General features: G+C 70.1%; 24 protein-coding genes. 22 read left to right on the top strand and 2 right to left on the bottom strand.

Going from position 1 to position 22,995, the window contains the following annotated elements; translation table 11 throughout:
• Positions 1–9: 9 nt before the first annotated feature.
• On the bottom strand, positions 10–531 hold the full coding sequence (locus LZ199_RS01140; protein WP_253991761.1) for a carbohydrate-binding protein: 522 nt from the start codon (positions 529–531) through the stop codon (positions 10–12).
• A gap of 162 nt (positions 532–693) precedes the next feature.
• Here LZ199_RS01140 and LZ199_RS01135 point away from each other — a divergent pair, with 162 nt between their 5' ends.
• Positions 694–2,016, top strand: a complete 1,323-nt coding sequence (locus LZ199_RS01135; protein WP_253991760.1) for a lipoprotein N-acyltransferase Lnb domain-containing protein — start codon at positions 694–696, stop codon at positions 2,014–2,016.
• Here LZ199_RS01135 and LZ199_RS01130 read toward each other — a convergent pair.
• Entirely contained in the window at positions 1,928–3,232 is a 1,305-nt protein-coding gene (locus LZ199_RS01130; protein WP_253991759.1) for a sensor histidine kinase, read from the bottom strand. The two genes, LZ199_RS01135 and LZ199_RS01130, sit on opposite strands and share 89 nt — an antisense overlap.
• Between LZ199_RS01130 and LZ199_RS01125 the strand changes: the two genes are divergently transcribed.
• The 21 genes from LZ199_RS01125 to LZ199_RS01025 all read left to right on the top strand — a co-directional run bounded on the left by LZ199_RS01125 (position 3,231) and on the right by LZ199_RS01025 (position 22,989).
• Positions 3,231–3,779 (top strand): response regulator, encoded by a 549-nt coding sequence (locus LZ199_RS01125; protein ID WP_253991758.1) that lies wholly within the window; start codon positions 3,231–3,233, stop codon positions 3,777–3,779. The genes LZ199_RS01130 and LZ199_RS01125 overlap by 2 nt on opposite strands.
• Positions 3,780–4,375: 596 nt before the next feature.
• Positions 4,376–5,107 carry a beta-ketoacyl synthase chain length factor gene (locus tag LZ199_RS01120; RefSeq protein WP_256568691.1) on the top strand — a complete coding sequence of 244 codons (732 nt, stop codon included), beginning with the start codon at positions 4,376–4,378 and terminating at the stop codon, positions 5,105–5,107.
• Positions 5,100–5,879, top strand: a complete 780-nt coding sequence (locus LZ199_RS01115) for a lysophospholipid acyltransferase family protein (protein WP_253992057.1) — start codon at positions 5,100–5,102, stop codon at positions 5,877–5,879. Before LZ199_RS01120 ends, LZ199_RS01115 begins: the two co-directional genes overlap by 8 nt.
• Entirely contained in the window at positions 5,866–6,126 is a 261-nt protein-coding gene (locus tag LZ199_RS01110) for a phosphopantetheine-binding protein (protein ID WP_141640877.1), read from the top strand. Before LZ199_RS01115 ends, LZ199_RS01110 begins: the two co-directional genes overlap by 14 nt.
• Before the next feature lie 34 nt (positions 6,127–6,160).
• The gene (locus LZ199_RS01105) at positions 6,161–6,418 is read left to right on the top strand and encodes an acyl carrier protein (RefSeq protein ID WP_141640876.1); all 258 of its coding nucleotides are present in this window, start codon (positions 6,161–6,163) and stop codon (positions 6,416–6,418) included.
• On the top strand, positions 6,415–6,966 hold the full coding sequence (locus LZ199_RS01100; protein WP_253991756.1) for a COG4648 family protein: 552 nt from the start codon (positions 6,415–6,417) through the stop codon (positions 6,964–6,966). Before LZ199_RS01105 ends, LZ199_RS01100 begins: the two co-directional genes overlap by 4 nt.
• Positions 6,959–8,674, top strand: a complete 1,716-nt coding sequence (locus LZ199_RS01095; RefSeq protein WP_253991755.1) for an AMP-binding protein — start codon at positions 6,959–6,961, stop codon at positions 8,672–8,674. The genes LZ199_RS01100 and LZ199_RS01095 overlap by 8 nt, the downstream gene beginning before the upstream one ends.
• The gene (locus LZ199_RS01090) at positions 8,671–9,408 is read left to right on the top strand and encodes a glycosyltransferase family 2 protein (RefSeq protein ID WP_253991754.1); all 738 of its coding nucleotides are present in this window, start codon (positions 8,671–8,673) and stop codon (positions 9,406–9,408) included. The genes LZ199_RS01095 and LZ199_RS01090 overlap by 4 nt, the downstream gene beginning before the upstream one ends.
• Positions 9,405–10,349: an LpxL/LpxP family acyltransferase gene (locus LZ199_RS01085; RefSeq protein WP_253991753.1), complete on the top strand. Its 945-nt coding sequence runs from the start codon at positions 9,405–9,407 to the stop codon at positions 10,347–10,349. The genes LZ199_RS01090 and LZ199_RS01085 overlap by 4 nt, the downstream gene beginning before the upstream one ends.
• Positions 10,324–11,880: an HAL/PAL/TAL family ammonia-lyase gene (locus LZ199_RS01080; protein WP_253991752.1), complete on the top strand. Its 1,557-nt coding sequence runs from the start codon at positions 10,324–10,326 to the stop codon at positions 11,878–11,880. Before LZ199_RS01085 ends, LZ199_RS01080 begins: the two co-directional genes overlap by 26 nt.
• Entirely contained in the window at positions 11,870–12,289 is a 420-nt protein-coding gene (locus LZ199_RS01075; protein WP_253991751.1) for an acyl-CoA thioesterase, read from the top strand. The genes LZ199_RS01080 and LZ199_RS01075 overlap by 11 nt, the downstream gene beginning before the upstream one ends.
• Positions 12,286–12,894 carry a LolA family protein gene (locus tag LZ199_RS01070; RefSeq protein WP_253991750.1) on the top strand — a complete coding sequence of 203 codons (609 nt, stop codon included), beginning with the start codon at positions 12,286–12,288 and terminating at the stop codon, positions 12,892–12,894. Before LZ199_RS01075 ends, LZ199_RS01070 begins: the two co-directional genes overlap by 4 nt.
• On the top strand, positions 12,884–15,181 hold the full coding sequence (locus LZ199_RS01065) for an MMPL family transporter (RefSeq protein WP_253991749.1): 2,298 nt from the start codon (positions 12,884–12,886) through the stop codon (positions 15,179–15,181). Before LZ199_RS01070 ends, LZ199_RS01065 begins: the two co-directional genes overlap by 11 nt.
• Complete coding sequence (locus LZ199_RS01060; protein WP_253991748.1) at positions 15,178–16,410, top strand: NAD(P)/FAD-dependent oxidoreductase; 1,233 nt, start codon at positions 15,178–15,180, stop codon at positions 16,408–16,410. The genes LZ199_RS01065 and LZ199_RS01060 overlap by 4 nt, the downstream gene beginning before the upstream one ends.
• Positions 16,398–16,964: a DUF3261 domain-containing protein gene (locus LZ199_RS01055; protein WP_253991747.1), complete on the top strand. Its 567-nt coding sequence runs from the start codon at positions 16,398–16,400 to the stop codon at positions 16,962–16,964. Before LZ199_RS01060 ends, LZ199_RS01055 begins: the two co-directional genes overlap by 13 nt.
• 4 nt (positions 16,965–16,968) lie before the next feature.
• A complete protein-coding gene (locus tag LZ199_RS01050; RefSeq protein ID WP_253991746.1) occupies positions 16,969–18,150 on the top strand; it encodes a beta-ketoacyl-ACP synthase in 1,182 nt (393 codons plus the stop codon).
• On the top strand, positions 18,150–18,614 hold the full coding sequence (locus LZ199_RS01045; RefSeq protein WP_253991745.1) for a hotdog family protein: 465 nt from the start codon (positions 18,150–18,152) through the stop codon (positions 18,612–18,614). Before LZ199_RS01050 ends, LZ199_RS01045 begins: the two co-directional genes overlap by 1 nt.
• Positions 18,607–19,338: a 3-oxoacyl-ACP reductase FabG gene (gene fabG, locus LZ199_RS01040; RefSeq protein WP_253991744.1), complete on the top strand. Its 732-nt coding sequence runs from the start codon at positions 18,607–18,609 to the stop codon at positions 19,336–19,338. The genes LZ199_RS01045 and fabG overlap by 8 nt, the downstream gene beginning before the upstream one ends.
• Entirely contained in the window at positions 19,335–20,573 is a 1,239-nt protein-coding gene (locus LZ199_RS01035; RefSeq protein WP_253991743.1) for a beta-ketoacyl-ACP synthase, read from the top strand. The genes fabG and LZ199_RS01035 overlap by 4 nt, the downstream gene beginning before the upstream one ends.
• Before the next feature lie 11 nt (positions 20,574–20,584).
• The gene (locus LZ199_RS01030; protein WP_253991742.1) at positions 20,585–21,028 is read left to right on the top strand and encodes an excinuclease ATPase subunit; all 444 of its coding nucleotides are present in this window, start codon (positions 20,585–20,587) and stop codon (positions 21,026–21,028) included.
• Between the two features lie 185 nt (positions 21,029–21,213).
• Positions 21,214–22,989: a serine/threonine-protein kinase gene (locus LZ199_RS01025; RefSeq protein WP_253991741.1), complete on the top strand. Its 1,776-nt coding sequence runs from the start codon at positions 21,214–21,216 to the stop codon at positions 22,987–22,989.
• Positions 22,990–22,995: the final 6 nt, after the last annotated feature.

The following is a 22,995-nucleotide window of genomic DNA, read 5'->3' as shown; positions in this document are numbered from 1 at the left end:
TGGCGCGTATCAGAGCGCGGTGGCCCAGCGCGTGTCGTGGTCGCTCCAGAAGCGGTGAAGGTAATTGCCAGACCGCTGGACGAGGACGGCCTCCGTCGAGTCATCGAGGATGGCCGTCACGGTGATGCCGTTCATGTTCCAGTTGTCGCCCGTGCTGAAGATGTCCGGCTGGCCGGAGGTGAACTGGATGCTGAACTCCTCGACGTTGGCGAGCAGCATGCCCGAGGGAGTCGTCATCGTCACGGTGTGCGTGGACCAGTTCCCCCAGCCCGCGCCGTTGTTCAGGTTGATGCTCGCCGTCAGCAGATTGCCGGACAGCCCCACGTACTTGATCTCGGCCACCGCATGGCTGGCATTGCGCAGGTCGTCTCCGCCCGTGGCGACGGTGATGCGAAGCTTGGTGATGATACGCATTCCGTCCTCGGCGTGCGCCATCCCGGGCAGCAGGAACAGCATGGCGGCGGCCAACATCGCCGTCAGGGTCGAAACAAAGCGGGGCGTCATCGCACTCGGGACAAGGGCAGCGTTCATCGTCGTCTCCTCTAGGGGTGGGTCGCTCTCGCGGGCATGGCGCGGCCAACAAGGCCGCTTCGCTCACGAAGCGAAGCCAAGGTGCCGCGAACCGGGAAGGCTGCCCACTGCCAGATTTCTTGCCCTGCCCCGGATGGCAGCGAAGTGGAACCCTCCGCGCCCATGGGAAGACTCGCGACACTGCTCCTGGGGTTGCTCTGGAGCACTCCGCTCCTCGCCGCTCCCGTCGAGGACTTCGGCTCACGGCCCGAGGCGCTGCGCATCCAGGTGGTGACCTTCGGGCCCGGCCCGCACGTCCAGGAGCGCTTCGGTCATATCGCCATCCGGGTGGAGGACACGCGGCTGGGCACCGAGGTGCTCTACAGCTACGGCGTGACGTCCTACGGGCCCGCCTCCGGGGTGCGCTACCTCCTGGAGCGCCCCACATACTGGGCTGCCCGGCTCTCGGTGGAGCACTCGTTCTTCCTCTATCGCGCACGCGGTCGCTCCATCCTCCTCCAGGAGCTGGACCTGCCCGTGGAGCAGCGACGCCGACTCCTCGCGCGCCTGGAACGCGATGTGAATCCCGCCACGCGCGAGTACGCGTATGACCCGCTGCGAGGCAACTGCGCGACACGCCTGCGGGACGCACTCGACGAAGCCCTGGGCGGCGCATTGCGCGTCCAACTCGCGGACCCCGCTTCACTGACCTACCGCGAGCACCTCCGCCGCTACACGCGCGAGGTTCCCCTGTTCCAGTGGGCGCTGATGCTCTGGACGAGCGACACGGTGGACGCCCCGATGACCCGGTGGGAGGAGGCCGCCTTTCCCGTGGAGCTGGCCCAGGCGCTCGCGGAGGGCTCCTTCACGGACGAGCACGGCACCTCGACGCCGCTCGTGAAAAGCAGTCGCGACGAGCACATGACCACCACCCGCCCGCCCCCACTGGCGCCGGGTCCTTCCTCGCTGACGCGCGGGCTTTTCGCCCTCTTCGCGGCGGGAGCGCTGCTCCTGCTCGCGGTGCCTCGCGCAGCCACGCACCGCCGCGCCTTCCGCATCGCCTTCGGTCTGCACCATGCGCTCGTCGGCGCGACGCTCGGCTCAGCGGGTGCCATCGGCTTCGTCCTGATGCTCGGCTCCGTCCACCCCTACTTCGGCCGCAATGAGAACCAGTGGCTGGCCCATCCCCTGTCACTCGCGCTGCTTCCCCTCGGCCTGGGCATCGCCTTCGGCAACGAGCGCTCCGAGCGCTGGGCGCGTCACTGCGTCAGCGTGCTCGCCCTCGGCTCCCTGCTGGCGGTGGTGCTCAAGCTGTTTCCCACGTTCCAGCAGGACACCCGCGAGCCGATGTCCGTCCTGCTCGTCGCGAACCTCGGCCTGGCGCTCGTCCACTTGAAGCGGTGGCGGGCCACGGCGCTCACCCTCCCGCGAGGAGCATCACCTCGACCCGAGCCCCACCTCCCGGGAGATTCGACGCGCGCAGCGTCCCTCCGCTCGCCTCGATGAGCCCGCCCACCAGCCGCATCCCCAGGCCCGAGCCCTCCGACTTCGTCGTGCCTCCCGTCGGCCGCGCCCCGTCCAGCAGCCCCGCCCGGAAGCCCGGCCCGTCGTCACTCACCCGCAGCAGGATGTTCCGCGTGCCGCCCTCCGGCTCCACGCTCACCTGGACGGTGCCCGCCCCACGCTGCCCATCCCCTTCACACGCATTCACGAGCAGGTTCGTCACCACGTGCGCCAGCCCCCGCTCGCCGCCCACCACCCAGACGCGCGGCCCATGTCCCTCCGGCGCCCCGGGCCCGAGCAGGATTCGCACATGCGAGTAGCGCGTCTGCACCACGGCCGCCGCGTTCCGCAAGGTGGTGGAGACCTCGACGGGGGTCGCCTCGTCAATCATCGCCAGCTCGCCCAGGGCGCGTGACTTCACGCTCTCCACGAACTCCCACAGCTCCCGCAAGTCGGACGCCAGCCCCTGCACATGCCGCGAGCACGAGGCGCCTCCCGGGTCCCTCAGGAGCAGGTCCGCGCGCAGCCGCGCCGCCGACAGCAGAGTCCTCGCATCGTGGTGCTCGCGCAGGATGACACTCAGGTTCGTCCGCGCCCGCCGGATGCGCACCCCCTCCGCGCCGGACTTGAGGACCATCCGCCGCGCCACGCCACAGGCAATCGCGGCCACGCTCCCCGCGCTGCCGACGAAGATGACGAGCAGCGCGACCTCGGAGAGGCCATAGGTCACATGGCTGGCGTTGAACCGGAAGTCGAGGGCGATGAGTCCCCCCAGCAACAACAGGTTCGCGCCCGTGCCCACCCACGCCACACGCGGTGACAGTCGCAACGCGGTGATGAACACCACCGCGATGACGGCGGAGGGGTCCGGCATCCGGAGCAGGCCCGTGTAGCTGGGGCCGTGCCACAACAGCGTGGACAGGAGCGTGCCCTGCGCGACGACGGCGTCCAGGAGCGCGGAGGCCACGAGCAGCCGGGGACCGAACAGGCGTCGCCTCCCCGCCCAGAACGCCACGACCGACAGCGTCATGCCCGACAGCAACAGCGCCAGCTCCAGCACCGCCGCGGGAAGACCTCCATCCGCGGCCACGCCTCCCAGCGCCAGGAAGCGCGCCAGGACGAGCGCACAGAAGATGATGCGCACCGCGCTCACCAGCACCTCGCCCTCGTTGGACGCGTCGATGAGGACCTTGCGTGTTATGCTTTCCTGTATGGCCATGGTCCAACACCTCCTGCTGATAGAGGACTCGGTCAGCCTGGCGCGCGTGCTCGAAGACGTCCTTCAATCCCGCGCTGAACGAATCACTCACGTCACCACCCTCGCCGCCGCGCGCGAGGTCCTGCGCACCCAACCGCCCGACGCGGTGCTCCTGGACGTCAGCTTGCCGGACGGAACCAGCGACTCACTCCTGGACGACCTGCTCGCGGTGGAGCCCCTGCCGTATGTCATTGCCATCAGCGGCAGCGCGACGGCCGAGCAGGCCTTCCGACTGGCCGCCAGTGGCGTGCGCGCCTTCGTCCCCAAGCCGCTGGACCTGGCGCGGCTGGAAGCCGTGTGGACCCAGACGCTGGCGCGCCCTCCGGAGCTGACCCCGGCCCTCAGGGCCAGCGCCGGCAAGGTGCCGCTGCATCACTTCGAGAGCCTGGTCCGGGACACCCTCGTGGACGAGGCCCTCGCCAGATCCGGCGGCAGCGTGCGCGGCGCCGCGAAGCTGCTCCAGATCTCCCGCCAGCTCCTCCAACACATCCTCAACGCCCGGGATTGAACGTCTTTCCACGCCCTCCCCAGGACAAACGGCGCCCGCCCACAATCTTCAAGTGGCGTACCAGCGGGGGACGGCCCGCCCCGCCCGGGCCCACGTCTCGCGCGTGGACCCGAAGGCAACGTCGCGGCGCCGCCCGTTGCCTCGCGAGCCACAGCCCGCCGCTCGATTCCTTCCTGGCGGAAGCAATGAGCCCCTAGGAAGTCGCGGCCGGGAAACCCGGCGCCGCGCCCGGGTAGGAAGCGCACCAGGGGAAAACCGCCAGAAGCCAATCCCACCCCCTACCACCCTGCCTGGTCGAGCCCCGTTGGCGAGTGGCGCCCCCTCTCGGATGAGCGCCGCGTTCAGAGCGGAATCGAGGACGGCGCCGGCCCCGCGCGCCGGGGTCTTCCGGGGTCCAACGAGGCCTCTTCCCCACCGGCCATGCGAGCGGGAGCGCCGCGCCACCCCTCTCAGCCGGGTGCGGGCGCGGCGTAGCATGAATGCGGAGGCCCCTTGTCTCGTCCCCAGAGGCAATGGCCCATTTGAGCCAATTGTCTCGTATATGATGCTTTGGTAGAGGACCGCCGCACGCAGCACCCGCCTTCTTCCCCGCCACCATGGTTTTTTCCGTCCACCACTGGGCCGCGTGGGCTCCCGGGCTCGTCGGGCACGACGCCTGGCGCTCCTGGCTCTCGCAGCCCCATCCGCTTCCGGCCGAAGGCGCTCCGCCCTTGACCGAGATGCCGGCGATGATGCGCCGGCGGGTGGACCGGCTGGGTCGCATCGCGCTGCACGCGGCCTATACGTGCCAGGGAGATTCCCCTCCGCGTCCCATGGTGTTCGCGTCGCGGTACGGGGACATGGGCCGCTCGGTGGAGCTGCTGGAGCAGCTGGCCCAGGCCACCCCGCTGTCGCCCACGTCCTTCAGCCTGTCGGTGCACAACGCCATTGGCGCGCTCTACTCCATCGCCCGGGGTGACCTGACGGCGCAGAGCGCGGTGGCCGCGGGGGCGGAGACGGTGGAGGCGGCCTTCGTGGAGGCGTGCGGGCTCTTGTCCGAGGGCGCTCCGGAGGTCCTCGTCGTCGTCTATGACGAGCCCCGCCCCGCCCCCTTCGCGCACTTCCCCGAGCAGGTGTCATTCCCGCACGCGTGGGCGTGCAGCCTGCGGCCCGCCGGCGACGGGGCCACCTACCAGCTCTCTTGCAGTGCCTCGACGGGCGCGCCGGAGCGGGCCTCCGGGGACGTGCTTCCGGAGGAGCTGTCCGTGCTGCGCTTCCTCGTCTCGGGGGACGCGCGCTTCGAGCACCACACCGGCTCCCGACTCTGGCGGTGGCACCGTGATGCTTGAGCGACTGGAGCGCGGCTGGCGGGTCATCGCCACGGGCATCTCCTTCGCCACCTTCGGCGTGGGGGGCATCGCGCTGCGCGTGCTGTTCTTCCCCCTGCTGTCGCTCCTGGTCAGGAACAAGCCCCGGCGCACCCGGCTGGCGCGCCTGGCGGTGCACCACTCGTTCCGCTTCTTCGTCGGGCTGATGCGCTTCCTGGGGTGCCTGGACTACCGCATCGACGGCGTGGAGAAGCTGGCGCGCCCCGGGCTGCTCATCCTGGCCAACCACCCGACGCTCATCGACGTCGTGTTCCTCATCTCCCTGGTGCCCAACGCGGACTGCGTGGTCAAGGCGAGCCTGGCGAACAACCCCTTCATGCGCGGGCCCATCGAGGCCACCGGCTACCTCTGCAATGACTCCGGCCCGGAGCTCGTAGAGGCCTGCATCGCGTCCGTGAAGGCGGGCAACAACCTCATCATCTTCCCGGAGGGCACGCGCACGCCCGAGTCCGGCCCCATGAAGCTGCAGCGCGGGGCGGCCAACATCGCGGTGCGAGGCCCTTGCGACATCACCCCGGTCACCATCCAGTGCGCGCCGCTGGCGCTCACCAAGGGGCGGCCGTGGTGGCGCGTGGCGCCCACCCGGATGAAGTTCAACATCGTGGTTCGAGACGACATCCATGTGTCGTCCCTGGTCGAAGAGGCCCACGGAGAGGCCCTCGCCGCCCGCCATCTCACCGAGAGATTGCACGACTACTTCTCCACGGAGACACAACGCCATGCAGGCGCTTGAGCAGGAAATCAAGAAGCTGGTCATCGAGACGCTGAACCTCGAGGACCTCAAGCCGGAGGATATAGACCCGGCCGCGCCGCTGTTCGTCGAGGGGCTGGGGCTCGATTCCATCGATGCCCTGGAGCTCGGTCTGGCGCTTCAGAAGGCCTATGGGGTTGCGCTGGCCAGCGACTCCAAGGAAAACCGTCGTCACTTCGCCAGCGTGCGCGCCCTCGCGGATTTCGTGAGCGCCCATCGCAAGTCCTGAGCACCCGCACCACCCATTCGAGGGGGATATGCACATGACCAAGACCCAGCTCTTCGAGAACCTGCGCACGCTCCTGCAGGACACCTTCGACATCGACCCGGCCCGGATCACCCCCGAGGCCCGCCTCCGCGACGACCTGGACATCGACAGCATCGATGCCGTGGACCTGCTCGTGAAGCTCAAGCCCGTGACGGGCAAGCGGCTTCCGCCGGAGGTCTTCAAGTCGGTCCGCACGATTCAGGACGTCGTCGACGCCCTGCACAGCCTGCTCGACGAATCCGTGGCGGCGTGAAGCTTCTGCGTCCCGCGCTGCTCGGCGTGCTGAGCCTCGCGTATCCGCTGCTGGTGTACTGGGGCCTGGGCCGTTTCGAGCCTCGCTGGATGGCGGTGCCCCTGGTGGGCATGGCCGTCGTGCGGGCCGTGGCCACACGCGAGCGCGTCTGGCTCGTCACCGCTGCGGGGGCCCTGGTCCTCGCGGGCACCAGCATGCTGGGCAACCACGCCCTGCCGCTCAAGCTCTATCCGGTGCTCGTCAACGCCATGCTGCTCGCCGTCTTCGCCACCAGCCTCGTCTACCCGCCCAGCGTCATCGAGCGCCTGGCCAGGCTGCGCGAGCCGGAATTGCCTGCCTCCGGCGTGGCCTATACGCGGCGGGTGACGCAGGTGTGGTGCGGCTTCTTCGTCGTCAACGGGAGCATCGCGCTGGGCACCGCGCTGTGGGCCAGTGACGCGACGTGGGCGCTGTACAACGGGCTCATCGCCTATGGGCTGATGGGCGTGCTCTTCGCCGGGGAGTGGCTGGTGCGCCGACGCGTGAGGGCAAGTCACGCCCATGGCTGAGCGCATCGCCATTGAACACCTCCTCACCCAAGGACGCCCCGCCGACTTCCCGGTGGCGTTTCGCGAGGGGCAGGTCCTCACCTTCGCGGACCTGGAGGCCCGGGCCTCCGGCTGGCGCGCGGCCTGCGAGGGACACGAGGGAAAGCGCTTCGCGCTCTACTTCGAGGACACCTTCGAGTTCGCCGCGGCCCTGCTCGGTGCCTGGCACGCGGGCCGGTGCGTCTACCTTCCCGCCGAGGTCCAACCCACGACACGCGAGCGCCTGCGCCGCGAGGTGGACGGCTTCGCGGGCCAGATTCCCTCCTCCACCCAGCTCCTGAAGTTCCAGGAGGGCGCGCCGCGCGCGGAGTGGGCGCCGCTCTCCTCCGAGGCCCAGGCGCTGGTCGTCTACACCTCCGGCTCCAGCGGAGAGCCCGCGGCCATCCCCAAGCAGCTGGGGCAGCTCACGCGGGAGGTCGCCACGCTGGCGGACCTCTTCGACGCCCGGCTCGGGGCCAGTCCCGGCCCAGGCGCTGGCCGGGTGCTCGCCACGGTGTCGCACCAGCACATCTATGGCCTGCTGTTCCGGGTCCTCTGGCCGCTGACGTCGGGCCGGTCGTTCCTCGCCCGGAGCCTGCCGTACCCCGAGGACATCGTCGCGGAGCTGTCGCACGGGCCGGCGGCGCTCATCGCCAGCCCCGCCCACCTCAAGCGGCTGCCGGACACGCTGGACTGGGCGAGCGTGCGGGGGAACCTCCGCTCGGTGTTCTCCTCGGGAGGGCCTTTGCCTGGCGACGCCCTGCACGCCTGTCGCGCGCTGCTCGGGCAGGCGCCCGTGGAGGTCTACGGCAGCTCGGAGACCGGGGGCATCGCCTGGCGCCAGCGCACTCGGGACGAGGCGCTGAGCTGGAGGACGATGCCCGGCGTGGAGGTCCGCCTGACGAACGACGCCCTGGCGGTCCGCTCCGCCCACCTGCCGGATGGGGGCTGGTTCCAGACGGAGGACCGGGCCCGGCTGCTGCCGGAGGGCTTCGAGCTCCTGGGACGCGCGGACCGGTTGCTCAAATTGGAGGAGAAGCGGGTTTCCCTGAGCGCGATGGAGCGGGCCCTGCTGGAGAGCGACCTGGTGCGCGAGGCGCGGGTGGTGCCCCTGCCCGAGGCAAACCGCCTGACGCTGGGGGTGGTGGCCGTGCTGGGCCCCACCGGCCGGCACCTCCACGCGGACAGCGGCAAGCACTTCCTGAACCAGGCCCTCCGAAAGCACCTGGCTTCCCAGTTCGAGCCCAGTGTCCTTCCGCGTCGATTCCGGTATCTGGAGGCGATGCCAGTCAACGCCCAGGGCAAATCCACCGAGGCCGCGCTCGTCGCCCTCTTCGACTCCCGCCGCCCGCCCCTGCGGGTGCTGGAGCAGACGGAGGACCGCGCCGTGCTTCACATCGAGACGCCCGCGAGCCTGCCGTACTTCAAGGGCCACTTCCCGGAGAAGGCCATCCTGCCCGGCGTGGCGCAGATTGAGTGGGCCCTCCAGTTGGGACGGGAGCTGTTCACGCTGCCGCCCGAGTTCGTCCGCATGGAGGCGGTGAAGTTCCAGCAGCTCATCGTCCCCGAGACGCTCCTCACCCTGGAGCTCACCTGGACGCAGGCCAAGGGCAGCCTCCAGTTCAAGTTCACCTCCGAGGCCGGCACCCACGGGAGCGGCCGAATCCTGCTCGGTGAGGTCCGCGGATGAAGGTCTGCGTGGTGATTCCCGTCTACAACCACGGCGAGGCGGTGGGCGCGGTGGTGGACGCCGTGCGCGCGCATGGGCTGCCGTGCGTGCTGGTGGATGACGGCAGCGAGCCGGGCTGCGCGAAGGTGCTGGACACCCTGGCGGAGGCGGACAAGACGGGCATCGAGCTGGTGCGCCTGCCCCAGAACGAGGGCAAGGGCGGCGCGATGATGGCGGGCTTCCGGGCGGCGAAGGCCTCCGGCTTCAGCCACGCGCTGCAGATCGACGCCGACGGCCAGCACGACACCCGGGACATCCCCCGCTTCGTGGAGCTGGCGGCCGCGTCTCCCGAAAAAATCATCTGCGGCACGCCCGTCTACGACGAGTCCGTGCCCAAGGGCCGGCTGTACGGCCGCTATGCCACGCACATCTGGGTGTGGATCAACACGCTGTCGCTGGCCATCCGCGACTCGATGTGCGGCTTCCGCGTGTATCCGCTGGCGCCCACGCTCGCGCTCATCGACTCGGTGCGCATCGGCAGGCGCATGGACTTCGACGTGGAGGTCATCGTCCGGCTGTACTGGCGCGGGGTGGGCATCCTCAACCAGCCCACCCAGGTGCGCTACCCCACCGACGGCATCTCCCACTTCGACGTGCTCTGGGACAACGTGCGCATCTCCCGCATGCACGCGAAGCTCTTCTTCGGGATGCTGCTGCGGCTGCCGCTGCTCTTGTGGCGGAAGGTCTCCGGATGAAGTCGCGGCACTGGGCGGAGATGGGCGAGAGCACCTTCGTGCTCGGCATCTGGCTCCTGTACTGGGTCCACCGGCTGCTGGGGCGCTGGCCGTTCCGGCTCTGCCTGTACCCGGTGGTCTTCGTGCACTGGCTGGGCCGCCCCGTGGTCCGCCAGGCGTCGCTCCAGTACCTCACGCGGGTGGAGCAGGCCACGGGCGCGCTCGGACGGAAGCCGGGGCGAAGGGACAGCCTGCGCCACATGGTGGCCTTCGCGGAGACGATGCTCGACAAGCTCCTGGCCGTCAGCGGGAGGTACCGCTTCGAGCAGGTCCACACCGAGGGCCGCGAGCAGTTCTACGAGGTGGTGAAGTCGAACAAGGGCGGCGTCATCGTCACCGCGCACATGGGCTGCCTGGAGCTGTGCCGTGCCATGGCGGAGAAGCGCGGCGAGGTGAAGCTCCACATCCTCGTCCACACCCGCCACGCCGAGCAGTTCAACCGCCTGCTCAAGCGGCTCAATCCGGACAGCGCGTTCGAGCTGGTGGAAGTCACGGACATGGGCCCGGGGACGGCCGTCGCCCTGGAGAAGTACGTGGCCGCGGGCGGGTTCGTGGTGATTGCCGGCGACAGGGTGCCTGTCACGGCCAGTCAGACGGTGGAGGTGGACTTCCTGGGGCACCCGGCCGCGTTTCCCGTGGGCCCCTACGTGCTGGCCTCGCTGTTCAAGTGCCCGCTCTACCTGCTGGGGTGCATCCACGAGAACGGTGGGTACACCATCCATTTCGAGCGCCTGGCCGAGCGAGTCGAGCTCCCCCGGGGCAAGCGCGCGGCCGCGTTGACGGGCCACGCGCGACACTATGCCGAGCGGGTGACCGCGCTGCTCAAGCGCGCTCCGTTCGATTGGTTCAACTTCTTTCCCTTTTGGGATCAGGCGAATGCCTCCGCCAGGAATCAAGAATGAACGCGCGGTCCGGTTCGATGGGAGCCGGCTCGCCATTGAAGACGTGTCATCGCTGTCGCGCCGCGAGCGTGACGCCGAGCTGAGCACGTCCACGGACTTCCAGCGCAGAATCACCCGGGGCGCGGAGTTCCTGGACCGGCTCCTGGCCGAGGATGGGAACATCTACGGCGTGACGACGGGGTACGGCGACTCGTGCACCGTCTCCATTCCCCCGGAGCTGGTCGCCGAGCTGCCGCACCACCTCTACGCCTACCACGGCATTGGCGCCGGACGGTTCCTGACGCCCGAGGAGACGCGCGCGGTGCTGGCGGCGCGGCTGGCCTCGCTCGCCCAGGGCGTGTCGGGCGTGGGGCTGGGGCTGCTCACGCAGCTTGAGCTGCTCCTGCGCCACGACATCCTCCCGCTGATTCCGGCCGAGGGCTCCGTGGGCGCCAGTGGCGACCTCACGCCGCTGTCCTACGTGGCGGCGGTGCTCTGCGGGGAGCGCGAGGTCTGGTACCGGGGTGAGCGGCACGCCGCCGCGGAGGTGCTCGCGCGGCATGGGCTGAAGCCCTTGAAGCTGCGGCCCAAGGAAGGCCTGGCCATCATGAATGGCACGGCGGTGATGACCGCCCTGGCGTGCCTGGCGTGGGAGCGCGCGGAGTACCTGGGGCGGCTGGCCACGCGGCTCACCGCGTTCAACGTGGTGGCCAGCGCCGGCAACGCGCACCACTTCGACGAGGCCCTGTTCGCGCTCAAGCCGCACGTGGGCCAGCAGCGGGTGGCCGCGCGCCTGCGCCTGGACCTGGCCACCGACAGGCCGAGCCGCAACGAGCAGCGCCTTCAAGACCGCTACTCCCTGCGCTGCGCGCCCCACGTGATTGGCGTGCTCGAGGACGCGCTGCCCTTCTTCCGGACGCAAATCGAGAACGAGCTGAACAGCGCCAACGACAACCCGCTCATCGACCCCGACAGCGAGCGGGTGCTGCACGGCGGGCACTTCTACGGCGGGCACATCGCCTTCGCCATGGACGGGCTCAAGACGGCCGTGGCCAACGTGGCGGACCTGTTGGATCGGCAGCTCGCGCTGCTGGTGGACACCCGCTACAACCACGGGCTGCCCTCCAACCTCTCCGGCTCCACCGGACCCCGCGCGGCCATCAACCACGGCCTCAAGGCGGTGCAGATCAGCGTCTCCGCGTGGACGGCGGAGGCCCTCAAGCAGACGATGCCCGCGTCCGTCTTCTCCCGCTCCACCGAGTGCCACAACCAGGACAAGGTGAGCATGGGCACCATCGCCGCGCGCGACTGCCTCCGGGTCCTGGAGCTGTCCGAGCAGGTGGTGGCGGCGATGCTCATCGCGGCGCGTCAGGGCATCAGCTTGCGCGGCCGGATTGCTCAAGAAATGAATCTGGCGCCGTCTCTTGCGTCGATGCAGGCCGACCTGGAGCAGCGAATCCCGCTGGTGGTGGAGGACCGAGCGTTGGACAAGGAGCTGCAAGGGCTGCTGGGGGCCATCCGCGCCCGCGAGTGGGGGCTCTATGAAGCCTGACCTCAGCCATGAAATCGAGCTGTCGCCGCCCTTCCATGACATCGACCTGATGGAGGTCGTCTGGCATGGCCACTACGTGAAGTACCTGGAGCTGGCGCGCTGCGCGCTGTTGGCGAAGTTCGACTACGACTACCCGCAGATGCTCGCGTCCGGCTTCGCCTGGCCCGTCGTGGACATGCGGCTGAAGTACGTGCAGCCGGCGCTCTACGGGAAGGCGCTGAAGATTCGCGCCGAAATCACCGAGTGGGAGAACCGGCTGCGCATCGACTACGTGATTCGGGACGCGTCCACGGGCCGCAAGGTGAACCAGGCCCACACCGTCCAGGTCGCCGTGTCCATGGCCACCAAGGAGCTCCAGTACATCTGTCCGCCGGTGCTCTGGCAGCGGCTGGGGGTGAAGCCCGAATGAAGCGCGCGCTCTTGCTGGGGATGCTGCTGGTGGGCTCGACGGCCAGCGCCGGTGACGTGGTGAAGGACGTCCGCGCCCGGCTGGCGGACGTGCCTTTGCTGCGAGGGGACTTCGAGCAGAAGAAGACGGTGTCCGGCTTCAAGAAGCCGCTCGTCTCGCGCGGCGCCTTCCTGCTGTCGCGGGAGCAGGGCGTGCTGTGGGACACGCGGGAGCCCTTCGCGTCCACGCTGACCTTGACGCGCAAGTCGCTGAGCGCGGAGCAGGGCACGGGAGCCGCGGCCTATCACCTGGACGCGAGCAAGGAGCCGGGGCTGGCGGCGGTGAACGAGGTGATGTTCGCGCTCCTGTCCGGAGACGTGGCCGCGCTGTCCAAGCGCTTCCGCGTCGAGGGCGAGCTGGTGGGCACGGCGGGCTGGAAGCTGACCCTCACGCCCACGGACGCGGGCCTCGCGCGCGTCTTCAAGAGCATCCACCTGGAGGGAGACACGTACGTGCGGCAGGTCAAGCTGGACGAGGCGCGGGGCGACACCAGCGTCATCCAGTTCGACAAGCTGAGCCAGACGCCTCCCCCCAGTGACGCGGAAGCAAGACGTCTTGCGAAATAAGGCCGCCATCCTCTGGCTGTTGGTGGTGCTGGCCGTGGGGGCGCACCAGGTCCAGTTCTGGCGCTCGGCGCGCCTGGACACCGACGTCCTGGCGCTCCTGCCGGAGGACGAGCAGGCCCCCGAGGTCGACGCCGCCACGCGCAAGCTCGCGGACCAGGCGGGCCGGGAGCTGGTGTTGCTGGTGGGCGCGCCGGACTGGGAGTCCGCCCAGCGCGCGGCGGACCTCGTCACGGCGGAGCTGTCCAAGGATGCCTCGCTCTTGAAGCCCTCCGCCCTGGACGCGTCCTCGCTGGATGCGGCGCTGGAGCTGTACCGCCCGTATCGAGACAGGCTGCTGACGCCCGCGCAGCGCACGTGGTTGTCGCGAGCGACGGCGGAGGAGTTGGGCGGCACGGCGCTGATGAAGCTGTATCAGCCCGCGGGCCCCCGGCTGACGGACTGGGAGGCGGACCCGCTGGGCCTGTGGCCCGACTGGTGGGCGGCGCGCGCGTCGGAGAGCACGGCGCGTCCGCGTGACGGCCGGCTCTGGTTGTCCGGAGAGGGCCGCGAGTGGGTGCTGCTGGCGTGGCACAGCCAGGTGTCCGCCTTCGCGCTGGGGGCCGACGGAAACATCACCACCGTGGTGGACCGCGCACGGGCCGCGGTGACGAGCCAGGTGCCTGGAGGCCGGCTGGTGGCGGCGGGCGTGCCGCTGTACGCGGAGGCCGCCGCGTCACAGGCCAGCGACGAGATGTCCACCATTGGCATCGGCTCGCTGGTGGCGGTGCTCCTGCTGGTGTGGCTGACGTTCCGCTCGGTGCGCCCCATCGTCCTGGTGGGCGTGTCGCTGGGCATCGGCTGCGCGGTGGCGATGAGCGTCACCGCGCTGGTGTTCGAGCGGGTCCACCTGCTCACCCTCGTCTTCGGCTCCAGCCTGGTCGGCGTGGCGGAGGACTACGGCTTCCACTACTTCGCCGCGCGCCAGGGCAAGCCTCCCTCCGAGCGCGGGCCGCTGATGCGCAGCCTGCTGCCCGGCATGGTGCTGGCGCTGCTCACCAGCGTGGTGGCGTACCTGGCGCTGGGTGTCGCGCCCTTCCCCGGGCTGCGGCAGATGGCGCTGTTCTCCGCCACGGGGCTGGTGGGCGCGTTCCTGACGGTGGCCTGCTGGTTTCCCACGCTGGACACCGGCGCGCTGCCCGAGACGGCCTTCGCCCGGCGCTTCGCCACGTCGCTCTCGCGCTGGCCCCGCTTCGCGTCCAACCGCGCGTGGTGGGGTGGCACGGCGGCGCTCATCCTGTTCATCATCGGCGGGCTGTGGCGCCTCCAGACGCGCGATGACTTGCGCCAGCTCCAGAGCGCGCCCGCCCACCTCATCTCCGACCAGCGTGAGCTGGGGCGCCTGTTGGGCCTGCCCAGCCCCGCCCAGTTCTTCCTCGTGGGAGGGCAAGACGAGGAGCAGGTGCTCGCGCGCGAGGCGGCGCTGAAGGCGCGTTTGGACTCGCTCGTGACGGACAAGTTCCTGGTGGGCTACCGCGCGGTGTCGGACTGGCTCCCCAGCGCGGAGCAGCAGCGCGCGGACGCGAAGCTGAGCGCCAGCGCGGAGGCCCAGGCGGTGGCCGCGGTGGCCCAGGCGACGGGCGAGGCCCCCACCCGCGCGCGCTTCGCGGACGACGTGCTCACCCCGGAGCGGCTGCTCGCCAGTCCCGCCTCGGCGGCCATCCGGCAGCAGTGGCTGGGGCGCCTGGGGGAGAAGCACTTCAGCATCGTCATGCTGCGCGGGCTGACAGACCCGTCCATGCTCCCGCGCCTCGCCGACACCGCCGAGGGGCTGGAGGGCGTGCGGTGGGTGGACAAGACGCAGGAGATCTCCAAGCTCCTGGAGCGCTACCGGCGCCTCATGGGCGGGCTCATCCTGCTGGGCTATGTCGCGGTGCTGCTGCTGCTCGTCGCGCGCTTCCGGCGACAGGCGTGGCGGGCCTGGCTGCCCACGGTGGTGGGCACGCTCGTCACGCTGGCCGTGTTCGGCTGGGTGGGCGAGCCGCTCCAGCTCTTCAGCGTGCTGGGCCTGATGCTGCTGCTGGGCATGGGCGTGGACTACGGAATCTTCATGCTGGAGCACCCCGGAGAGGGCTCCGCATGGCTCGCGGTGGCGCTCGCCGGCGTGAGCACCCTCCTCTCTTTCGGTCTTCTGGGGCTCTCGGCCACTCCGGCCCTGCGCTCCTTCGGTCTCACCATGCTGCTGGGCGAAGTCACCATCTGGTTGCTCACGCCCTGCTGCAGACTGCCTCCTGGCAAGGACGTGTCGTGAAGGTGGAAAAAACAGAAGTCGTCATCATTGGTGCGGGCCCCTCGGGCTCGGTGGCCGCGGGGCTCCTGCGCAAGCAGGGCCGCCAGGTGCTCATCCTGGAGCGCGAGCAGTTCCCGCGCTTCTCCATCGGCGAGAGCCTGCTGCCGCAGAGCATGGAGTACATCGAGGAAGCGGGGATGATTCGCGACGTCGTCGAGGCGGGCTTCCAGTACAAGAACGGAGCGGCCTTCGCGCGCGGCGAGCAGTACACGGACTTCGACTTCCGCGACAAGTTCTCCAAGGGCTGGGGCACCACGTACCAGGTGCAGCGCGGAACGTTCGACCACGTGCTGGCGCTCGCCGCCGAGCGCATGGGCGCAACCCTCCGTTTCCGCCACACCGTCGAGTCCGTGGACGTCACCGGCGCGGAGCCTGAAATCACGGTGCGCTCGCCCGAGGGTGAGACGTACCGCGTGCAGGCGCGCTTCCTGCTCGACGCCAGCGGCTTCGGTCGCGTGCTGCCCCGGCTGCTCGATTTGGAGACGCCGTCGAACTTCCCGGTGCGTGGCGCCCTCTTCACGCACGTGGAGGACCGGGTGCCCTCCGGCGGCAACTTCGACCGGAGCAAGATTCGCGTCACGGTGCACCCGAAGCACGTGCACGTCTGGTACTGGACCATCCCCTTCTCCAACGGGCGCTGCTCGCTGGGCGTGGTGGCCAAGCGCGAGTACCTGGAGCAGTTCCAGGGCACGGAGACCGAGCGGCTCAAGGCCATCGTCGGCGAGGACCCGTCCCTGTCGAACCTCTTGAAGAACGCGGTCTGGGACACGCCCGCGCGAAGCATCACCGGGTACGCGGCGAACGTGAAGTCGCTGTGGGGCAACGGGTTCGCGCTCCTGGGCAACGCCGGCGAGTTCCTGGACCCGGTGTTCTCCTCGGGCGTCACCATCGCCGTGAAGTCCGCGAGCCTGGCGGCGAAGTGCATCGGCCGCGTGTTCGCGGGCGAGACGGTGGACTGGGAGCGCGACTACGCGGTGCCGCTCAAGGCCGGCGTGGACACGTTCCGCACCTTCGTCGAGTCCTGGTACGCCGGTGGCTTCCAGGACATCATCTTCCACCCCAACGCGTCCCCCGAGGTGCGGCGGATGATCTCCGCCATCCTGGCCGGCTACGCCTGGGACAAGGAGAACCCCTTCGTGGCCGACAGCCGACGTCGGCTCGGCGTGCTCGAGAAGCTGTGCGCCGCCTGATTCCCATCGTCGCCCTGTTGGGGCTCATCGCCTGCGCCACTCCGCCTCCGCGGCGGGTGGCGCCGGAGGTGGCCCTGCCCATGCTCTCGCTGGCCCCGGCGGCGTTCGGAGCCAGCGTGAGCCTGGCGCAGCGCCTGAGCTTCGCGCACGACGCGGACCCGGGCGGTCCCCGCTCGCTGGAGGCGCTCGTCGAAATCGACGCGGCGGCGCTCCAGCTCGCGGGCTTCGCCCTGGGCCAGCGCGTCTTCACCATGCAGTGGGACGGCGCGAAGCTGGACGAGCAGCGGGACGCACGCGTGCCCGAGCAGTTCCAGTCCCGCACCGTGCTGCGAGACATCCAGTACGTCTACTGGCCGGCCGCCTCGGTGCGCGCCGCCCTGCCGCCGGACTGGACGCTGGAGGATGCGCCGGGACTGCGCGTGCTGCGCCACGCGGGCAAGGACTGGCTCACGGTGCGCTATGGTGGAGAGCCGCGCTGGGCGGGCCGCGCGGAGCTGGTCAACCTGGCGGAGCACTACCGGCTGACCATCGAGTCACGCCTCTCGGAGGATTGAGCCCATGATTCCGCAGGTCTTCCTGAATCAGCTCGGTCTGGTGTGCGCCCTGGGACAGGGCCTGCTCGAGGTGGCCACCGCCCTCTTCGGCGACAGGCCCACGGGCGTGTCCGAGCGCTTCGACTTCGCGGACCGCCCGCTCCACGTGGGCTACGTCACCAAGCCGCTCGCCCCCTTGGACGAGCTGCCGGTGCCGCTGCGCAGCCGGAACAACGCGCTGCTGCTCACCGCGCTCGCCCAGGTGCGTCCCGCCGTGGACGACGCCCTGCAACGGTATGGCCCGGAGCGCGTGGCCGTCGTCCTGGGCACCAGCACCTCCGGAATCGGAGAGAGCGAGGCCGCCATCGTCGCCCGCGCGGCGACGGGCCAGTTCCCCCCGCGCTTCGATGTCCGGCAACAGGAGCTGGGCTCCCCCGCCCTGGCGCTCAACCACGTGCTGGGCGTGCAGGGCCCCTCGTTCGTCATCTCCACCGCGTGCTCGTCCAGCGCCAAGGCCCTGGCCACCGCCGCGCGGCTCTTGCGCTCGGGCGCCGCGGACGCCGTCATCACCGGCGGCGCGGACGCGCTGTGCCGCTTCACGATTGCCGGCTTCACGTCGCTCGACTCGGTGAGCGATGCGCGCTGCAACCCGATGAGCGTCCATCGCCGGGGCATCAACATCGGCGAGGGCGCGGCGCTGTTCCTGATGACGCGCGAGCCGGGGCCGGTGCGGCTCGCGGGCTGGGGCGAGTCCTCGGACGCGCACCACCTCTCCGCGCCGGAGCCTGGAGGCCGGGGCGCGCTCATCGCCATGCGCACGGCCTTGGAGCGCGCGGGCATCACCCCGGCCGACGTGGGCTACGTCAACCTGCACGGCACCGCGACGCAGCAGAACGACGCCATGGAGAGCCGGGCGGTGAGCGCGCTGCTCGGGGGCAACGTCCCGTGCAGCTCCACCAAGCCGCTCACGGGCCACACGCTCGGCGCGGCGGGGGCGCTGGAGGCCGCGCTGTGCTGGCTGACCCTCACGGACGACGCCTACGGGCGCCTGCCTCCGCACTGGTGGGATGGCGAGGCGGACCCCGCCCTGCCCGCGCTGTCGTTGGTGAAGCCAGGTGAGGCGCTGGGGCGCCCGCCGCGCTATGTCCTGAGCAACTCGTTCGCCTTCGGCGGCAGCAACGCCGCCCTCATCCTGGGAAGGGCCTGATGCGCACGCCCATTGCCTTCGACATCTCTGAGATTGTCCCCCATGCGGACCGCATGCGCCTCATCGACCGCGCGGTGGAGGGCGACGAGGAGAGCCTGGTGGCCGAGGTGACGCTGCGCGAGGACTGCCTGTTCCAGGAGGCCGGCGCGGTGGGCGGCTGGGTGGGCATCGAGTTCATGGCCCAGGCCATCGCCGCCTACGCGGGCTGGCGGCAGCGGCTGCAGGGGGAGGCGCAGCGCATGGGCTTCCTCCTGGGCACGCGGAAGTATGAGTGCAGCCGCCCCTCGTTCAAGGTGGGCGAGCACCTGCGCATCGAGGTCCGCCGGCAGTTCTGGACGGACAATGGGATGAGCCAGTTCGACTGTACGCTCGGGATTGGAGGCGAGACGGTGGCCACGGCCGCGCTGACGGTGTTCCAGCCCCCGGCCTCGATGGACGTGACGAAGGTGGGCACGGATGAGTGAGAAGACGGTACTGGTGACGGGCTCCAGCCGAGGCATCGGCCGCGCCGTGGCGCTGCGGCTGGCGCGCGACGGGTTCGATGTCGTGGTGCACTGCCGCGCGAAGGTCGAGGAGGCCGAGGCCGTGGCCGCCCAGGTCCGCGAGCTGGGCCGGACCGCCCGCCTGCTGCGCTTCGACGTGGCGGACCGCGCGGAGACGGAGAAGGCGCTGCTCGCCGATATCGAAGCGCACGGCTGCTACTACGGCGTGGTGTGCAACGCGGGCATCGCCCGGGACAACGCGTTCCCCGCCATGCCTCCCGAGGACTGGGACGCGGTCATCCACACCAACCTGGACGCCTTCTACAACGTGCTCAACCCCCTCTCCATGCCGATGGTCCGCCGGCGCAAGCCGGGGCGCATCGTCACGCTGTCCTCCGTCTCCGGGCTCACCGGCAACCGGGGCCAGGTGAACTACAGCGCGGCGAAGGCGGGCATCATCGGGGCGACGAAGGCGCTGGCGGTGGAGCTGGCGAGCCGGGGCATCACCGTGAATTGCGTGGCGCCCGGCTTGATTGACACGGAGATGGTGGAGCCGCACATCGTCGAGGAGGCGCTGAAGCTGATTCCCGCCAAGCGCCTGGGCAAGCCGGAGGAGGTCGCCGCGGCGGTGAGCTACCTGATGAGCGAGGACGCGGCCTATGTCACGCGCCAGGTCATCTCCGTGAACGGAGGGTTGTTCGGATGAGGCGTGTCGTCGTCACGGGATTTGGAGCCCTCAGCCCCCTGGGCCACGACTGGCCGCAGGTGGAGGCGCGGCTGAAGTCGCTGCGCAACGCGGTGCAGGTCATCGAGGACTGGAAGCAGTACGAGGGCTTGAACACGCAGGTGGGAGCCCCCGCCGCGCCCTTCGAGCTGCCGCCGCAGACCTACTCGCGCAAGACGATGCGGGGCATGGGCCGGGTGGCGCTCCTGGCCACGCGGGCCAGTGAGCTGGCGCTCGTGGATGCGGGGCTTCTGGGAGACCCGCTGCTGTCGAGCGGGAAGATGGGCGTGTCCTACGGCTCGTCCACGGGCTCGCCGCCGAGCATCGGCGACTTCGGCCGGATGCTGGTGGCCAAGAGCACCGAGGGCATCACCGCGACGTCCTACGTGCGGTCCATGTCCCATACCGCCGCCGTCAACATCGGCGTCTTCTTCGGCCTCACGGGCCGCATCATCACCACGTCGAGCGCGTGCACGTCCGGGAGCCAGGGCATCGGCTACGCGTACGAGGCCATCAAGATGGGCCGGCAGGTGGCGATGCTCGCCGGTGGCGCGGAGGAGCTGGATGCCACCGGCGCCGCGGTGTTCGACACCCTGTTCGCCACCAGCACGAAGAACAACGCGTCCCCCCAGCTGACGCCCCGTCCCTTCCACGCGCAGCGCGATGGCCTGGTGCTGGGCGAGGGCGCCTGCACGCTGGTGCTGGAGGAGTTGGAGCACGCCCGGGCCCGAGGCGCGCGCATCTACGCGGAGCTGGTGGGCTACGGCACGAACAGCGACGGGCGCCACATCACCCAGCCGCATGCGGAGACCATGGCGCAGGCCATGCGGCTGTCGCTGGAGGACGCGGGCCTGGAGCCGGGCGTGGTGGAGTACGTGAATGCCCACGGCACGGCCACCGACACGGGCGACGTCGCGGAGACCACGGCGACGCAGGCAGTCTTCGGGGAGCGGATGCCCATCTCCTCGCTCAAGAGCTACATGGGCCACACCCTGGGAGCCTGTGGGGCGCTGGAGGCGTGGATGACCATCGAGATGATGCGCTCGGGCTGGTTCGCCCCGACGCTGCACCTGGACGCGGCCTCGGTGGACCCGCGCTGCGCTCCGCTGGACTATCTGACGGGAGATGGTCGAAGAATCCAGACCGAGGTCGTCATGACCAATAACTTCGCCTTCGGCGGCATCAACACGTCGTTGATCTTCCGCCGGTGGCAGTGACGGAGAAACCCATGAAGAAGGCAATGCTGCTGTCGCTGCTCGCCCTCACCGCCTCCAGCCCCGCGCTGGCGCGTGACACCGTGACGATGGTTCGGCTCGCCGACGTGCTGGCGATGCCGCAGGCCGAGCAGAAGCTGGACGGCACGGTGAAGTTCTACCTGGCCGGCGCGAAGACGCCCGAAGTCACCAAGGAGCTGGGCGAGGACGTCACCAACAAGAAGACCAACGGCGTGGGCAAGTCCGACGAGGAGGGCTGCAAGTGGGCCGTCCTGTCCGCGCTGATTTCGCTGCAGGAAGGCGCCCAGAAGCGCGGCGCCAACGCCGTCGTCAACATCGTCAGCTATTACAAGAAGAACGAGCTGCAGAACGCGAAGGAGATCGAGTGCCATGCCGGCACCTTCGCCATCGGAGTGGCGCTCAAGGGCACCTACGCGAAGGTCGCGGGCAAGAAGTAGCCAGAGGCCGTCGCCGGGTCGATGACGCGGGGCCCCCCTCGCGTCATCCCCGGTCCACTGGGGCACGCCCTACCCAGGGCCCCAGGCTCCAAGCGACAAGTCCTGACGCGCCTCGCAATCAGTCCTGTCATCTTGGATAGGCTGCAATTCGCGAGCAGTCCGGTGTCTGGGTTAGGGTTTGACCCGTGACGCCTTACACGATGCTGCATCTGGCGCTCGCGGGGGCTTTCTTCGTGCTCGCGCTGGTGCATTTCGCGACCTGGGCCGCGGTGCGCTCCCAGCGCGTGCAGTTGTGGCTCGCGACGAGCTTCCTGAGCTTCGCCGCGCTCAGCCTGTCCACGGGGGCCACGCACCACGAGGTCGGCTGGATGTTCGTGGACACGCGTCCGTGGCTGTTGCTCGGCGCGCTGTGCTCCATTCCCCTGCCCTATACGCTCTTGCGAGTCCTCTGGGCCTTGCTGGACGTGCCGCTGACGCGCACGCGGCGGGTGCTGCTGGGCGTGGCGGTGGCCTTTGGAGCGATGCGCGTGGCGGACGTGCTCGGCTCGGTGCTGGCGACGTCGGGGCCGAGGATGACGGCCGAGGAGCTGGCGCGCGCGACGATGGGCCTGGGGCTGCCGATGTTCTGGCTGCTGGCGGTGATGGTGGGTGGCACCTGGGCCCTGGAGGCGGCGAGGACGCTGAAGCGCCGGGGAGCCATGGCGGCGGCGGTGCTCGTGGCCGCCCTGCTCGCGCTGGGCATCCTGGGGCGTGAGCTGGCGGTGGATGCCGGGTGGATGAAGGGGCCGCCGCTGTTCGCGCTCGTGGGGCTGCCGTTCCTGCTGCTGGCGTCCACCTCGCTCGCCATCCTCACCGCGCGCTCCTTGAGGGGCGCGGACCTGGGCACGGGCATCCACCGCTACCGCCGGCTCGCGCGCCTGGGACGCGGGGGCATGGGCGAGGTCTGGCTGGCGGTGCGCACGGGCCGCGCCGGGTTCAACCGGCTGGTGGTGCTCAAGCGGATGGTCGATGAGGACAGCGAGGACCCGGCCGTCCGGCTCCACCGCTTCATCGGCGAGGCGCGCACGGCGGCGCGGCTGCATCACCCCAACATCGTGTCCGTGCATGACCTGGGACAGGTGGACGGCGCGTGGTTCATCGTCATGGAGTACCTGAGCGGGGTGAACGCGCTGAAGCTCGCGCGGCTGGTGCGGCGCGGGGGCGAGGTGCCGCTCGAGGTCGTGGTGGAAATCTGCCTGCAGTCCCTGAAGGGGCTCGCGTACGCGCACGAGCGAGGCGTCATCCACCGCGACATCAGCGCGGACAACCTGGTGGTGACGTTCGACGGGGTGGTGAAGGTCGTCGACTTCGGAATCGCTCACGGGGTGGGCAGTCCGCAGGAGCACCTGGCCGCGCGCTCGACGGCGTCCCTGCCCTCCGTGAGTCGACTCACCCAGGACGGAGACGTCATCGGCAAGCTCGCGTACATGCCGCCGGAGCGCAGGGCGGGCGCGGAGGCGACGACGTCGGGTGACATCTACGCGCTCGGCTGTGTCCTCCATGAGCTGCTCTGGGGAGACCTCCCTGGCGTCGGACTGAGCTTGCAGCAGCGGGCGCAGTGGGAGGGCCCGGACGCGCCCGCCGTGAATCGGATGCTCCGTGGAATCGTGGAGAAGGCGTTGCACCTGACGCCCGCGCGACGCTTCTCGGACGCGAGGGAGCTGGAGCAGGCCCTGCTGCCCGTGCGACAGGCGCTGCCCACCGTCGACCTCGGGAGCTGGCTGCGAGAGACCTTCCCCGAGCGCTGGTCCCATGAGCGCGAGCTGTCCGAGATGAGCGACCCCGCGCCCGAAGAGGTCCAGGCGCTCTTGTCTCGCGCTCCCGCGTCCGTGCCCGCCGAGCTGGCGCCCACCCAGCTCGTCGCGAAGAAGGAGGAGCCCCCCGAGGAAGAGGCCACTCGACGCCTCCGGAGCCCTCGCTGAGGCACT

Source organism: Myxococcus qinghaiensis (genome assembly GCF_024198215.1).
Classification (GTDB): Bacteria; Myxococcota; Myxococcia; order Myxococcales; family Myxococcaceae; genus Myxococcus; species Myxococcus qinghaiensis.
Note: the sequence above shows the minus strand (reverse complement) of the source record. Positions and strands in the feature narration are given on the sequence as shown.